Consider the following 13,411-nt stretch of genomic DNA (forward strand, 5'->3'; position numbering starts at 1 on the left):
TGCGGTAACTACTATCCACTGATCAGAAGCGCCTGACCCGGTGAACGGCGCCCCCGGCCGCACCGCAGCACCCCTGGCACCGAGTGCCACTCCACTGTGCTCCGCGGCCACCCGTACCGCCCGTGAAGCTCGCTGAAGGAAGTGACAGCTCATGTCCGCACCAGCGCCGTCGCCGCTGGCCGTCGTCGAAGCCGAACCACTGCCCCGGCAGGAGGAGGTGCTGACCGACGCCGCACTCGCCTTCGTGGCGGAGCTGCACCGGCGGTTCACCCCCCGGCGTGACGCGCTCCTGGCCCGCCGCGCCGAACGCCGCGCCGAGATCGCCCGTACCAGCACCCTCGACTTCCTCCCCGAGACGGCGCGGATCCGTGAGGACGAGGACTGGAAGGTCGCCCCGGCCCCGGCCGCGCTCGACGACCGCCGAGTGGAGATCACCGGGCCGACCGACCGGAAGATGACCGTCAACGCCCTCAACTCCGGGGCGAAGGTCTGGCTCGCCGACTTCGAGGACGCGTCGGCACCCACCTGGGAGAACGTGCTACTCGGCCAGCTCAACCTCATCGACGCCTACGAGCGCCGCATCGACTTCACGGACCCGCGCTCGGGCAAGTCGTACGCCCTGCGGCCGGCGGAGGAGCTCGCCACGGTCGTGATGCGCCCCCGCGGCTGGCATCTGGACGAGCGCCACGTGCTGGTGGACGGGCGCCCGGTCCCCGGTGCACTGGTCGACTTCGGCCTGTACTTCTTCCACAACGCCCAGCGGCTCATCGACCTCGGGAAGGGCCCGTACTTCTACCTGCCGAAGACGGAGTCGCACCTGGAGGCCCGGCTCTGGAACGACGTCTTCGTCTTCGCCCAGGACCACGTCGGCATCCCCCAGGGCACCGTACGCGCCACCGTCCTGATCGAGACGATCACGGCCGCGTACGAGATGGAGGAGATCCTCTACGAGCTCCGCGACCACGCGGCGGGCCTGAACGCCGGCCGCTGGGACTACCTCTTCTCCATCGTCAAGAACTTCCGCGACGGCGGGACCAAGTTCGTCCTCCCGGACCGCAACGCGGTCACGATGACCGCGCCGTTCATGCGCGCGTACACCGAGCTGCTGGTCCGTACCTGCCACAAGCGCGGCGCGCACGCCATCGGGGGCATGGCGGCCTTCATTCCGTCCCGCAAGGACGCCGAGGTCAACAAGGTCGCCTTCGAGAAGGTCAAGGCGGACAAGGACCGCGAGGCCGGTGACGGCTTCGACGGCTCCTGGGTCGCCCACCCGGACCTGGTCCCCATCGCCATGGCCTCCTTCGACGCGGTGCTGGGCGACCGGCCCAACCAGAAGGACCGCCTCCGCGAGGACGTGCACGTCACGGCCGCCGACCTCATCGACATCGCGTCGCTGGACGCGCACCCCACGTACGAGGGTCTGCGCAACGCCGTCCAGGTCGGGATCCGCTACATCGAGGCCTGGCTGCGGGGCCTCGGCGCCGTCGCGATCTTCAACCTGATGGAGGACGCGGCCACGGCCGAGATCTCCCGCTCGCAGATCTGGCAGTGGATCAACGCGGGCGTGGTGTTCGAGAACGGCGAGACGGCGACCCCCGAGCTGGCCCGCAGGGTCGCCGCCGAGGAATTGGCCGCGATCCGCGCCGAGATCGGCGAGGACGCCTTCGCGGCGGGCAAGTGGCAGCAGGCGCACGACCTGCTGCTGCACGTCTCGCTGGACGCGGACTACGCCGACTTCCTGACCCTCCCCGCGTACGAGCAGCTGGTCGGCTGAGCACGCGTCGTCCACGGCCCGCTGCCCCCGGCACCGCACAGCGCCGGGGGCGGCGGGCCGTCGGCGTCGCCCACCCGTCGCCCACGACTGCGGTGAGGACGGAGTGGCAGGAACCACACCGGTACGCCGGACAGGGACCGGAACAATGCCCGAAGGTTGACCGTTCATACATGCGTGGCCGCGGAGGGGCAGTGTCCCCGGGCCCCACCCATGGCCCATGGGGAAGATCGTTCGGCTGAAGCCCCATGGCGCCCCTCGCCGAGAGGCGACCACCCTCCGCAGCCCCTCGAACGGCCCCGGTCGGTCCCCCCGCCGGCCGGGGCCTTCCCCCCGACCGGCGCCGGCGGCCGATCCGCACGGGACGCGACACTCCCCGCCCCACACCGGACCGCCCGGCCGAAACCCTCCCCGCCCCACACCGGACCCACCCCGCCGCACAGCGCCGGCCCGGCGAGGCGCACCCCGGGCGGCCAGGACCGGCACGATAATTCCGCTGTGCTCCCTTCCCCTTCCGCGCCGGCCCCGGAACGGGTTGTCCGGCCCTTTCGCGTACTCGTCGTCTGCACGGGCAATCTGCACCGTTCGCCGCTGGCGGAACGCCTGCTGAGAGCCAGACTCTCCGCCTCGCCCGGGACGTTCGAGGTGAGCAGCGCCGGCACCGCCGGCACCACCGGCACCCCCATGGACCCCTTCGCCGCTTCCCTCCTGGCCGAGTTCGGCGGCGATCCGCGCGGCGCCTTCGCCCGCCGGCTGACCACGGCCCACGTGGAGGACGCCGACCTCGTCCTGGGCGCCGCCGCGGAACACCGCGAGGCGGTCGTGCGGCTCTCCCCGCTGTGGGCACTCCAACGTGCCTTCACCCTTCGGGAGTTCGCCCGGCTGCTGAGGCCCGAGGACGCCGCGGGCGTCGCGGATCCCGCCGGGCGGGCCGCCGCCCTGGTCGGCGGAGCCGCGGCACGGCGGGGGAACACGGGCCGGGCGGACGACGACGACGTGGCCGATCCGCACGGGGCGCCCCCGGAGACGGCCCGGGAGGTGGCCCGGCGGATCGCCGAGCCGGTGGAACGCATCGCCGCGGCCGTGCTGGCCGCTCCGCGCTGAGCGGGGCCACCCGCACCGGCCGCCCCCGCCGGCGCTCCCTCCCGCGCGCCGGCGTCCGTACCCGCGGGGCCGCGGACCGCACCGGCCGGACCGCCCGCGCCCCGGGAAGACCGGCGTTCAGCCGCCGCAGGGACGGGGCGGCCGGGCCGTGACCCGCAGGGGCTGGACGAGCCGCTGGTGCAACAGCGTCGGGGGACGGTCCGAGGGACGTTCCACGAGTTCCAGGACGAGGGTGCGCGTGGCGCCGCGGGACAGCTCCATGTCGACCGTGTAGACCGGGTGGCCGCGTTCGGTCAGCTGGTTCAGCATGGCCGGCCGGCCGTCCACGGTCGCCCTTTCCAGCCGTGCTCCCTCGGTGGCGTAGTACGAGACCAGCAGCCGGTTGTCACCGGGCCGGGTCCTGTAGGGCGGATTGTCCACCCGCTGGGTGACATAGGCGGGCAGGCCCGAGTCCGGTGCCCTGTTCGTCAGCGACGCGGTCACGGTCACCTCGCGTCCGGCCTCCGTGCACCGTCCGGCGGTCCATTCCATGCGCCGGTCCAGGTAGTAGTCGAGTTTGGTGCCGGCCGCGTTGTTGACGACCAGTCCGGCGAACGGGGCGGGGTCGTCGGGCAGGACGCCCCCGAAGGGGTGCGCAGCCAGCTCGCGCTGCTCGTCCGGATGGGCACTCCACACCTTCACCCGCCCTTCCCGCAGCTGACCCCGCAGCGCCGCGAAGAGCGCGGATCGGCGCGTCGGGTCGCCGGCACTGCCCAGCAGCACCTCGGAGGTGGCGCGGGCGACGTCGAGGAAGTACGCCTTCCGTTCCGCGGTGTCGGGGAAGGCCGCGTAGCTGGTCCGCTCGGTCAGGTCCACCACGTTGGCGGCGGTGACGGCGGTCCCGTCGGGGAGCCTGGCGGGGCCCGCGGCGGCGAGCAGTCCCGCCAGCGCGCCGGGATCGAGGGCGAACGCGCCGTCCAGCCGCTGGCCGCTGTGCTCACGCCACATGGCGCTCCAGATCCGCGCCGCGTGCGGGAAGTGCGGACTGACGTTGGAGTTGACCCAGACACCGGTGGGCACATGGCGGCCGTACATCGTGGCGTACTCGGCGCCCAGGTCGACGGACGCGCGGACCTCCGCCAACTCGCTGTCGTTGCCGAAGCGTTCGAACCCCAGACGGCCGCGGTCCGCGGTGAGGACCGCGAACGCGCCGGGCAGCCCGCCGGTGCCGCGGGCCTCCGCCGTGTTCTCGAAGACCACCAGGTACCGTCGCGGGCTCTTCTCGCCGAGCATGGACGGCACCACCCGCGCCGCGGCCGCGGCCTCGACCGTGGCGGGGACGATGCGGTCGAGCTGACGGGCGAGCAGGGCCCGGGCCCGGTCGGCCGCCGGCAGCCAGGTGCTGCGGGGCAGGCCGGCCACGTCGGCCCGTACCTCGGAGGCGCTGCGCGATGCGGCGTGGAGGGCGGGAGCGGCACGGCGCAGTGCGGAGAGGTCGAGGTGACCGCCGTCCGCCCCGGCGCCGGCGGCGAGTTCGCCGGCGGTGTCCGCGAGGGGCGAGAGCACGTCGCGGGTCAGCCGGTCGGCCGCCTCCGCCGCACCGCGTACGGTGCGGACGGGGCCGCCGAGGACCGGCAGGTGCGCGGCGGTGTACCAGGCCGGCCCGGTGGTGAGGCGGTGTGCCCCGGCCGCCCGGGCGGCGGCCTCGCGCACGGCGCCTGCCGGGCTGCTCGTCGCCGGTGCGCCCGCCGCGGCCCGGCCCCGCAGTGATTCCAGGCTCCGCTGGGCGGCGAGCAGTTCCTGGCGGGCGAGCACGCCGGTGACGGCGAGCCAGACGGCGCCTGCCAGGAGCAGCCCCGCTGCGGCGCCCAGTGAGGCCGCGAAGGGCCGGCGGCGGCACCAGCGCACCGCCCTGTCCGCGGTGCGGGTCGCGAAGCCTTGTTCCGGACGCGGCATGCGCGTCTCCCTCCGTCGGGCAGCGGTGCGTCGCACGCCGCGTCAGTAGGCGCCGTCGCCGCGCGCGACGGCGGGCAGCGTGCGCACGAGGATCTTCAGGTCCGTACGGATCGACCAGGTACGCACGTACTCCAGGTCGAGGCGGAGCGCCTCCTCCCAGCCGAGGTCGGACCGTCCGCCGATCTGCCACGGGCCGGTGAGGCCCGGGCGGACCAGCAGCCGGCGCCGGGCCTCCTCGGTGAACGCGGAGTCCCGGACCGGCAGCGGCCGTGGACCGACCAGCGACATCTGGCCCATCAGCACGTTGACCAGCTGCGGCAGTTCGTCCAGGGACCAGCGGCGCAGCCAGCGGCCGGTCGTGGTGACCCGGGGGTCCTCGCGGATCTTGAACAGATGTCCGTCGGACTCGTTCCGGGCGTCGAGCCCGGCCCTCATCCGTTCGGCCCCGACGTGCATGGTGCGGAGCTTCAGCACCTCGAACTCCCGGCCGTACCGGCCCGTGCGCCTCTGCCGGAACAGGACCGGCCCCGGGGTGTCCGCCTTCACCGCGACGGCCACCGCGAGGAGCAGCGGCGCGAGCAGGAGGAGCAGGGCGGCGGCCCCCATGACGTCGATGGCCCGCTTGACTGCCGGACGTCCGCGCCCCGACCGAGCGGGACCGTCCCCGGCCGTCACTGCGACGGGTGATGCCGCCCCACCGCCCTCTTCAACTGAACGAGGGAAAGTTGACCATCGCGGAGGCATATTCAGTCACCTAACGTCTCGAATAGTCGATAACCGACAAATAGATGCAAACACGATGTCGGGGCAGGCCTCGGCAATGACACATCACCTTGCCGCCGCCGACCCGCGACGTGGCGGTCGAGAGGACCTTCATGCGTGCTGTAGTGACGGGTGGGGCCGGGTTCATCGGCTCCCATCTGTGCGAGCGCCTGCTCGCCGCAGACCACTCCGTGCTGTGCGTGGACAATCTCGTGACGTCCAGCGAGGACAACGTCGCCCATCTGATGGGAGACCCGCGCTTCCGCTTCGACCGCCGGGACGTCACCGCGGGCCTGAACGTGAGCGGACCGGTGGACGCCGTGTTCCACCTCGCCTCGCCCGCCTCCCCCGCCGACTACCTGAGGCTGCCCCTGGAGACGCTGCGCGTGGGGTCGGCCGGCACGTGGCACGCACTCGACCTGGCCGCCGCCAAGGGCGCCCGTTTCCTGCTGACCTCCACCTCGGAGTCGTACGGAGACCCCCAGGTGCACCCGCAGCCGGAGAGCTACTGGGGTCACGTCAACCCGGTGGGTCCGCGCTCGGTGTACGACGAGGCGAAGCGCTTCGGCGAGGCCCTGACGATGGCGTACCGCAGGGACCGCGGTGTCGACGCCAAGATCGTGCGCATCTTCAACACCTTCGGCCCCCGGATGCGCCCGGACGACGGCCGGGCCATCCCCACGTTCATCCGCCAGGCACTGAGGGGAGAGCCGATCACGGTCACCGGGGACGGCAGCCAGACCCGGTCGCTGTGCTACGTGGACGACCTCGTCGAAGGGCTGATGCGGATGATCGGGAGCGGCCACGGGGGCCCGGTCAACCTCGGCAACCCGCACGAGATCACCATGCTCGAACTGGCCCAGTGGATCAGCAAGCTCACCGAGTCCCCGTCCGAGATCGTGCTGGTCCCCCGGCCGGAGGACGACCCCGGCAAGCGCCGCCCGGCCATCGCCCTGGCCCGCGAACTGCTGGACTGGAACCCCATGACACCGGTGGAGCACGGGCTCCGGGAGACCATCAAGGACTTCCGCCGCCGGATCGACTACGACGACTTCGGCGCGGCCCCCCGCCGGCACCCCGTCACCGTGCTGAACGGCACGGCCCGCCGATGACGCCGCTCGGCGGCCGGACCGCGACCGGCGCAGCAGCCGTTCCCGTGGTTTCGTGCCTCGGCGTTCCCGTCACGGCGCACACCCGTGAGGGCGCGGCCCGCCGGGTGGTGCACCGCGCCCTGCACCTCCGGGACGCCCGCGAGGCGCACCGGAAGGGAGCCGCCGAGGGAGCCGCCGCCCCCGTGGGAAGCGACGTGCACCTGTGCAACGCCTACACCCTCGCCCTGGGCGACCGGGACCCGGACCTGCTCAGGACCCTCCGCCAGTCGTTCCTCAACCTCGCCGACGGACAGCCGGTGGTCTGGGCGAACCAGCTCCTCCACCGGGGCACGGCGCTGCCGCGCAGACGCGTCTACGGACCGGACCTCATGCTGGACGTCCTCTCCATGAGCCAGGGCACCGGGCTGCGGCACTACCTGCTGGGGTCCACACCGGAGGTGCTGGCCGCGTTGCAGCGCGAGGTGCGGCGGCGCTTCCCCCGTGCCCTGATCGCCGGCGCCTGTTCCCCGCCCTTCCGGTCGCTGACCGCCCAGGAACTGCGGGAGCAGGAGGAGGACATCCGCGCCCGCGGGGCCGACATCGTCTGGGTGGGTCTCGGCACCCCCCTGCAGGACCACCGGGCGGCCGAACTCAGTGCCGCGCTGCCCGTGGTGACGGTGGCGGTGGGCGCGGCGTTCGACTTCATCGCGGGCAACAAGCGGCAGGCACCGGCCTGGATGCAGAACGGCGGTCTGGAGTGGATGTTCCGGCTGGCCTGCGAGCCGCGCCGGCTGTGGCGACGCTATCTGTTCGGCAACGCCCGGTTCGTCGGGGGCGTCGTCCGACAGGCGGCCCTCCGGACGACTCCGGGGGCATCCGCCGCGACCGGGCGGCCGTCGGACGTCGGGGCGGCTCTCGTCAGCGGGCGGGAGAGGACGCGTTGACGGCACCGACCGATGAGGCCCCGGGCACGGACCGCGAGCACGGCCCCCGCCCGCCCGCCGGCGCGCTGCGCATCGTCCTGGCCTCGTACGCGTGCGACCCGAGCCGCGGCACCGAGCCGGGCATGGGCTGGGCCTGGGCCGAGGCACTGGCCCGCCGCGGTCACACGGTCGAGTTGCTGACCCGCCCCCACGGCGGCAACACGGAGCACATCGGCCGGCGCGTCGAGGCCCTCGGCGCGGTCGGGCGGCGGATCCGGACCCATGTCGTGCCCGCCCCGCCGCGCCCCTGGTGGGTCCGGCTGCTGCCGGGCTTCCTGCGCGGCCAGGCCCTGGAGTTCGTCCACTACGACGGATGGCAGCGGCGCGCCCTCGAACACGCCCGCGGCCACGGGCTGGACGAGGCCGATCTCGTGCACCACGTCTCGTACGGCTCGCTGGTGGGCGGCAGCCTGCTGCGCCGGCTCGGACCGCCGCTGGTGTTCGGTCCCGTGGGCGGTGGGCAGACCGCTCCGCGCAGTCACCGCCGCTGGCTGGGACCGGCGTACCTCCAGGAGGCGGTACGGGAGTTGCTGTGGGTGCGGGGCATGAGCCTGCGCCCGGCGTGCCGTGCGACGCTCCGCGAGGCCGCTCTGGTCCTGACCACCAATCGCGACACCGCGCTGCGGGCCCGCCGCCTGGGCCGTGCCGACCCGCGTCTGGTCCTGAGCGACGGAGTGCCGGACGAGTTGCCGCGCGAGCCACCGCGGGAGGACGCGCGGCGCCCGGGACGCCCGCCGACCGTGCTCTGGGTCGGACGGCTCACCGCCATCAAGGCCCCGGAGCTGGCCCTGAGAGCGTTCGCCCTCCTCCTCGCCCGCGTGCCCGGAGCCCGTCTCGAGGTGCTCGGGGACGGTCCGCTCCGTGCGGATCTGGAACGGCTCGCGGCACGGCTCGGTGTCGCCGGCTCCGTGTGCTTCCGGGGCCGGCTGCCCTGGGAGGAGACCCTCGGCGCGTACGACGAAGCGGACGTTCTGCTCTTCACCAGCCTCCGCGACTCCTTCGGGGTGCAGAACCTCGAGGCATGGGCGCGGGGTCTGCCGGTGGTGCATCTCGACCACCAGGGAGTCGGGGACTTCTCCGCGCCCGGATGCGCGGCGCCCGTGCCGCTGGGCGATCCCGCGGACCTGCCGCAGCGCCTCGCCGACGCGGTCGCCGGTGTCCTCGCCGACGAGGAGGCGCGCCACCGCACCGCGGAGGCCGGGCCCCGGTGGGCGCGGCAGCACACCTGGTCCTCGAAGGCCGAACTCGCCGAGCGGCTGTACGAATCCGTCCTGAACCGTCGCTGAAGCACCGGTGGTCCCGGCGGCCGTGCCCGCCCGCGATCCGCCCCGCCCCGCCCCGCCCGCTACGGAAGAGAGCAGCACAGCGCATGCCAGCACAACAGGCACCCCGTCTCGTGACGGGCAGTCCCCCGACGAACCCGGCGGCCTACCGCGTGGCGCTGGTGCACAGCTTCTACTCCTCCCGCCGGCCGAGCGGCGAGAACGCCGCCGTGCTCGACCAGGCGGAGGCGCTTCGTGCCGCCGGGCACGACGTCACGCTGGTCGCCGCCCACACCGACGCGCTGGAGAGCGAGCGTGGCTACACCCTGCGCGCGGCGGTCAGGGTCGCCACGGGCCGCGGCCGGTCACCGCTGCCGGAACTGCGCAGGCTCGGTCCCGATGTGGTGCACGTGCACAACCTCTTCCCCAACTTCGCCACCGACTGGCTGGACCGCTGGCCCGGTGCCGTGGTCGCGACACTGCACAACTACCGTCCCGTGTGCGCCGCCGCCACGCTCTTCCGCGACGGGAAGATGTGCACGGCCTGCCCGGACGGCGACCGGTGGACCGGACTGCGGCACGGGTGCTACCGGGGGCGCCGCGGCGCGACCCTCCCCCTCGCCTGGGCCGGCCGGCGCGGCGCGGCGGCCCATCCCCTTCTGCGGCGCGCCCAGCGTCTGGTGACGCTCTCCGAGCGCAGCCGGGAGCTGTACCTCCGGTTCGGTGCACCGCCGGAGAAGCTCGCCCTGGTGCCCAACTTCGTCGGCTTCGGCGGTCCGGCCGACCCGGAGGACCGCAGCACGGAGGCGTCGGGAGCGGACCCGGCGACGGACCCGGGGGCGGCGACGCGGTGGGTGTACGCGGGCCGGCTGAGCGAGGAGAAGGGCATCCTGCCGCTGCTCAGGAGCTGGCCGGAGAGCGAACCGCTCGACGTGATCGGCTCGGGCCCGCTGGAGTCCGCCTGCCGGGAGGCCGCGTCCGGCGGCGTCCGGCTGCTGGGCGCCCTGCCGCGCCGGGAGGTCACCGCCCGGCTGCCGCGGTACACGGGTCTCGTCTTCCCCAGTGTCTGCCCCGAGTCCGCCACCGCCCTGGTCTGCCAGGAGGCGCTGGCGGCAGGAGTGCCCGTCCTCGCCCTCGCCGGATCGGCGGCGGCGGACAGTGTGCGCGGGGACGGTACGGGCGCGGTCTACGACGGCCCCGGCGACCTGCCGCACGTCCTCGCGACGGCACGCGAGCGCTTTCCCCGGCTGCGTGAGCACTGCCGCCGGGTGCACGCCGAACGGTACAGCGCCCGGTCCTGGACGGCCGCGATGGAGTCCGTCTACGCACAGGCCCTGGCGCACACGCCGCTCCTCCGCCCGGCGGGCGTCGCGGAGCGGGCGTGGTGACCGCCGGGGGCACCCGGCGCCGCGTGGCCGTGGTGCAGCCGTACGTCCCCGGCTACCGCACGTCCTTCTTCGACCAACTGCACGCCCGGCTGGCCTCCGAGGGCGTGGACCTGGAAGTGCTCCACGGGCCGGCGCCCCCGCACCAGGCCGCACGAGGTGACGCCGCCTCCTGCTCCTGCGCGAGCGAGGTCCCCGCCCGTCGCCTGTCCCTGCCCGGCGGGAGGTCGCTGCTCTGGCGCCGGGTGCAGCGCCGGGCGGCCTCCGCCGACCTCGTCGTGCTGGAGCAGGCGCTGCACAACCTGGAGGCGTACCCCCTGCTGCTGCGGTCGGCGGGACGGAAGGCCGGCCGCGCCCCCGAGGTGGCCTTCTGGGGACACGGCCGGACCTACACCAAGCCGCCGAACCGTCTGGAAGCCGTGGCGAAGAGCGCGCTGACCCGGCTGGGGTCCTGGTTCTTCGCCTACACCGAGGGCGGGGCGGCGCACGTCGCCTCACGCGGCTTCCCCCGCGACCGGATCACCGTGGTCCGCAACTCCGTCGACACCGGGGAACTCGTGGCCGCGCGTGCCAGGGCCGCGCTGCCGGGGACGGCGGAGTCGGCCGCGGCCGCGCTGCTGCGGCGGCGGTACGGCCTGACCGGGGGACGCACCGCGCTGTACCTCGGCGGGCTGGACGCGCCCAAGCGGATTCCGTTCCTGCTGGACTGCGCCGACCGCATCGCCGCCGAACTCCCGGGCTTCAGGCTGCTGGTGGCGGGCGACGGCGCGGACCGCCACCTGGTCGACGCCGCCGCCGCCCGTCCCGGCGGCCCGGTGATCGCGGTGGGACACACGGGCGGGACGGGAACGGCCCCGCTCGGGGCGGTCAGCGACGTCATGCTGATGCCGGGGCGGGTCGGACTCTGCGCGGTGGACTCCTTCGCCCTGCGCACGCCCGTGGTCACGACGGACTGGCCCTGGCACGCTCCCGAGTTCGAGTATCTGGCCGACGGCCGAAACGCGCTGGTCACTCCCGACGACCCCGCGGCGTACGCCGGCGCCGTGACCGCGTTGCTGCGCGATCCCGCACGGCTGGAGGCCCTCCGTACCGCGTGCGGGAACGACGTTCCCGCGTACACGACGGAGGGGATGGCGGCGCGTTTCTGCGACGGGCTGCTGAAGGCGTTGGAACGACACCAAAGGAATACGCATGCAGGTACATGAAGCCGGCCTCCTCGGCCGGACCGCCAAGGCCGCGGCACCCCGGCTGTGCCGGCTGGCGAGCAGCCGGCGGATCCGGCAGGGGACCCGACTGCTGGAGATCTACCTGGAGATCCTCCAGGGACGGGGCGCCGGGACCGGCTGGGACCTTCACGGCGAGATCGTCGCGGCGCGGCGCTGCCTCCGTGGGGTCGAAGCCCCGGTGATCTTCGACGTGGGGGCGAATTACGGTCAGTGGTCGACGGGGCTGCACTCGGCCCTGGGAACACGGAACGGCCGCTACTTCCTGTTCGAACCACAGCCGGCGTGCCGGCCGGCGCTCGCCAGGACCCGGGTGCCCAACCAGGTGGTCATTCCCGCGGCCGTGAGCGACGAGGAGGGCTCCGCAACGATCTTCGCCGACACCCCGGGCTCGGGCGTGGCGTCCGTCCACCGGCGCCGTGACTCCTACTTCGGCGACATGACGGCACATCAGGAGAAGGTGCCGGTCACCACCATCGACCGGGAGGTCGAGAGGTGGGGGGTCGAGCGGATCGACCTGCTGAAGCTCGACATCGAGGGAGCGGAGTACCAGGCCCTGCGCGGAGCGGCCGGCAGCCTCCGGGACCGCAGGGTGACGACCATCGCCTTCGAGTTCGGCTCGGCGAACGTCTACTCCCGCACCTTCTTCCGCGACTTCTGGGACCTCCTCACCCCGCTCGGCTACCGTCTGTGGAGGATCTGCCCCGGCGGCGTCCTGCTGCCCGTGCAGGCGTACACCGAGGAACTCGAGCACTTCCGCGGGGTGAGCAACTACCTCGCTTCCCTGGGAACGCCGGAGTCCCGCACTCCGCGCATGCCCGCCCACCGGAAACCCGCGGCGTCCGCCGCCGGGCGAGCTCCGTCCGGGCACCGCGGGGAATCCGCTGCGCACCACGCCACTGGTGCCGAGGAGTGAAGCGGCGGGCAACAACACCGACACTTCGGCGTTGGCCGCGGATCTCCGTGGCCGCTGCCGTACGTTGAGCCGCGTGACAGTGCACGACACCTTGCGTAGCGCCCGCGATTCGCTGTTCCGGTTCCCCGGTGTGCAACGGGCCGTCCGACTCGCCACGATGCGCGGCTGCGTGCCGAACGCCGTCTGGAAGCGCCTGCACCCCACCGGTGTGTGGACGCTGCGCGCCCCGGACGGCAGCGGGTTCCACTACGCCAGCGATGCCGACGACATCCTGGCCCGCAGCCTCATCTGGACGAACATGCGCCACTGGGAGGAGACCACCCACCCGGTCTTCTTCGACCTCGCCCGCAGTGCCAGAGGGTTCGTGGACGTCGGCGCCTTCTCCGGCATCTACACCCTGCTGGCCTGCCGGGCCAACCCGCGGCTCCGCGCGGTCGCGGTCGAGCCCAACCCCGCCGCGATGCGCAAGCTGCGCCGCAACATCGAGGTCAACCGACTCCAGGACCGGGTCGTCCTGGTCGAGAAGGCACTCTCCGGATCCCGCGGCCGGGCACTCCTCGGTATTCCGTCCGACACCACGGCCGCTTCCCTGCTCGCGGCCGAACCCGAGAACGACACGGTGGAGGTCGAGGTCACCACCGGGGACGACGCGATCGGGGACCTCCCCGTCGATCTGGTGAAGATCGACGTGGAAGGGCTGGAACCCGAGGTGCTGGGCGGCATGAGCCGCACGATCTCGGCCCACCGTCCGACGATCATCGCCGAGTGCCTCGACGGAGCCGCCCTGGAGAGGCTGCGCGGAGCGGTCCTCGAACTCGGCTACCGCCGGATCCGGCACCTCGGGAAGGACGGGGTGGCGCCGGCCGCGCCGGGGTTCGTCCCACCGCCCCGATACGCCAACTTCCTTGTCGACTGACGTTTCCGGGCCGGCCGAGGACGCCCGGGGAGGCCCGGGACGAGACTGAGCCGGGGACGCGAG

The 13,411-nt window shown here is 73.6% G+C and carries 10 protein-coding genes and 1 pseudogene; 9 read left to right on the plus strand and 2 right to left on the minus strand.

Annotated elements, in window-relative coordinates; translation table 11 throughout:
* Window positions 1-151 precede the first annotated feature (151 nt).
* Window positions 152-1,774 carry a malate synthase A gene (aceB, locus tag AB0J10_RS12650; RefSeq protein ID WP_363060705.1) on the plus strand — a complete coding sequence of 541 codons (1,623 nt, stop codon included), beginning with the start codon at window positions 152-154 and terminating at the stop codon, window positions 1,772-1,774.
* Between the two features lie 495 nt (window positions 1,775-2,269).
* Entirely contained in the window at window positions 2,270-2,875 is a 606-nt protein-coding gene (locus AB0J10_RS12655) for a low molecular weight phosphatase family protein (RefSeq protein WP_363060707.1), read from the plus strand.
* A 117-nt stretch (window positions 2,876-2,992) separates the two neighbouring features.
* On the opposite strand, the gene AB0J10_RS12660 is transcribed toward AB0J10_RS12655, so the two are convergent.
* Window positions 2,993-4,810 (minus strand): DUF4012 domain-containing protein, encoded by a 1,818-nt coding sequence (locus AB0J10_RS12660; RefSeq protein ID WP_363060709.1) that lies wholly within the window; start codon window positions 4,808-4,810, stop codon window positions 2,993-2,995.
* A gap of 42 nt (window positions 4,811-4,852) precedes the next feature.
* A pseudogene (locus AB0J10_RS12665) lies at window positions 4,853-5,467 on the minus strand (sugar transferase); the annotation flags it as partial.
* Window positions 5,468-5,685: 218 nt separating this feature from the next.
* Here AB0J10_RS12665 and AB0J10_RS12670 point away from each other — a divergent pair.
* The 7 genes from AB0J10_RS12670 (at window position 5,686) to AB0J10_RS12700 (ending at window position 13,348) form a co-directional block, all read left to right on the plus strand.
* The gene (locus AB0J10_RS12670) at window positions 5,686-6,684 is read left to right on the plus strand and encodes a UDP-glucuronic acid decarboxylase family protein (protein ID WP_363060711.1); all 999 of its coding nucleotides are present in this window, start codon (window positions 5,686-5,688) and stop codon (window positions 6,682-6,684) included.
* Complete coding sequence (locus AB0J10_RS12675) at window positions 6,681-7,607, plus strand: WecB/TagA/CpsF family glycosyltransferase (protein ID WP_363060713.1); 927 nt, start codon at window positions 6,681-6,683, stop codon at window positions 7,605-7,607. The genes AB0J10_RS12670 and AB0J10_RS12675 overlap by 4 nt, the downstream gene beginning before the upstream one ends.
* Window positions 7,604-8,932, plus strand: coding sequence for a glycosyltransferase (locus tag AB0J10_RS12680; protein WP_363060715.1), 1,329 nt, complete (start codon window positions 7,604-7,606; stop codon window positions 8,930-8,932). Before AB0J10_RS12675 ends, AB0J10_RS12680 begins: the two co-directional genes overlap by 4 nt.
* Window positions 8,933-9,015: 83 nt before the next feature.
* On the plus strand, window positions 9,016-10,296 hold the full coding sequence (locus AB0J10_RS12685; protein ID WP_363060717.1) for a glycosyltransferase family 4 protein: 1,281 nt from the start codon (window positions 9,016-9,018) through the stop codon (window positions 10,294-10,296).
* The gene (locus AB0J10_RS12690) at window positions 10,290-11,498 is read left to right on the plus strand and encodes a glycosyltransferase family 4 protein (protein WP_363060719.1); all 1,209 of its coding nucleotides are present in this window, start codon (window positions 10,290-10,292) and stop codon (window positions 11,496-11,498) included. Before AB0J10_RS12685 ends, AB0J10_RS12690 begins: the two co-directional genes overlap by 7 nt.
* Window positions 11,485-12,432 (plus strand): FkbM family methyltransferase, encoded by a 948-nt coding sequence (locus AB0J10_RS12695; RefSeq protein ID WP_363060721.1) that lies wholly within the window; start codon window positions 11,485-11,487, stop codon window positions 12,430-12,432. Before AB0J10_RS12690 ends, AB0J10_RS12695 begins: the two co-directional genes overlap by 14 nt.
* 73 nt (window positions 12,433-12,505) lie before the next feature.
* The gene (locus tag AB0J10_RS12700; protein ID WP_363060723.1) at window positions 12,506-13,348 is read left to right on the plus strand and encodes an FkbM family methyltransferase; all 843 of its coding nucleotides are present in this window, start codon (window positions 12,506-12,508) and stop codon (window positions 13,346-13,348) included.
* The last annotated feature ends 63 nt before the right edge of the window (window positions 13,349-13,411 follow it).

It is taken from the genome of Streptomyces sp. NPDC049887 (assembly GCF_040656535.1).
Lineage (GTDB): Bacteria > Actinomycetota > Actinomycetes > Streptomycetales > Streptomycetaceae > Streptomyces.

What these genes read in the sequence shown, in the direction of transcription:
- aceB (WP_363060705.1), top strand. Translation starts at nt 152, where the DNA reads ATGTCCGCACCAGCGCCGTCGCCGCTGGCCGTCGTCGAAGCCGAACCA.
- AB0J10_RS12685 (WP_363060717.1), top strand. Translation starts at nt 9,016, where the DNA reads ATGCCAGCACAACAGGCACCCCGTCTCGTGACGGGCAGTCCCCCGACG.
- AB0J10_RS12695 (WP_363060721.1), top strand. Translation starts at nt 11,485, where the DNA reads ATGCAGGTACATGAAGCCGGCCTCCTCGGCCGGACCGCCAAGGCCGCG.
- AB0J10_RS12660 (WP_363060709.1), bottom strand. Translation starts at nt 4,810, where the DNA reads ATGCCGCGTCCGGAACAAGGCTTCGCGACCCGCACCGCGGACAGGGCG.
- AB0J10_RS12670 (WP_363060711.1), top strand. Translation starts at nt 5,686, where the DNA reads ATGCGTGCTGTAGTGACGGGTGGGGCCGGGTTCATCGGCTCCCATCTG.
- AB0J10_RS12675 (WP_363060713.1), top strand. Translation starts at nt 6,681, where the DNA reads ATGACGCCGCTCGGCGGCCGGACCGCGACCGGCGCAGCAGCCGTTCCC.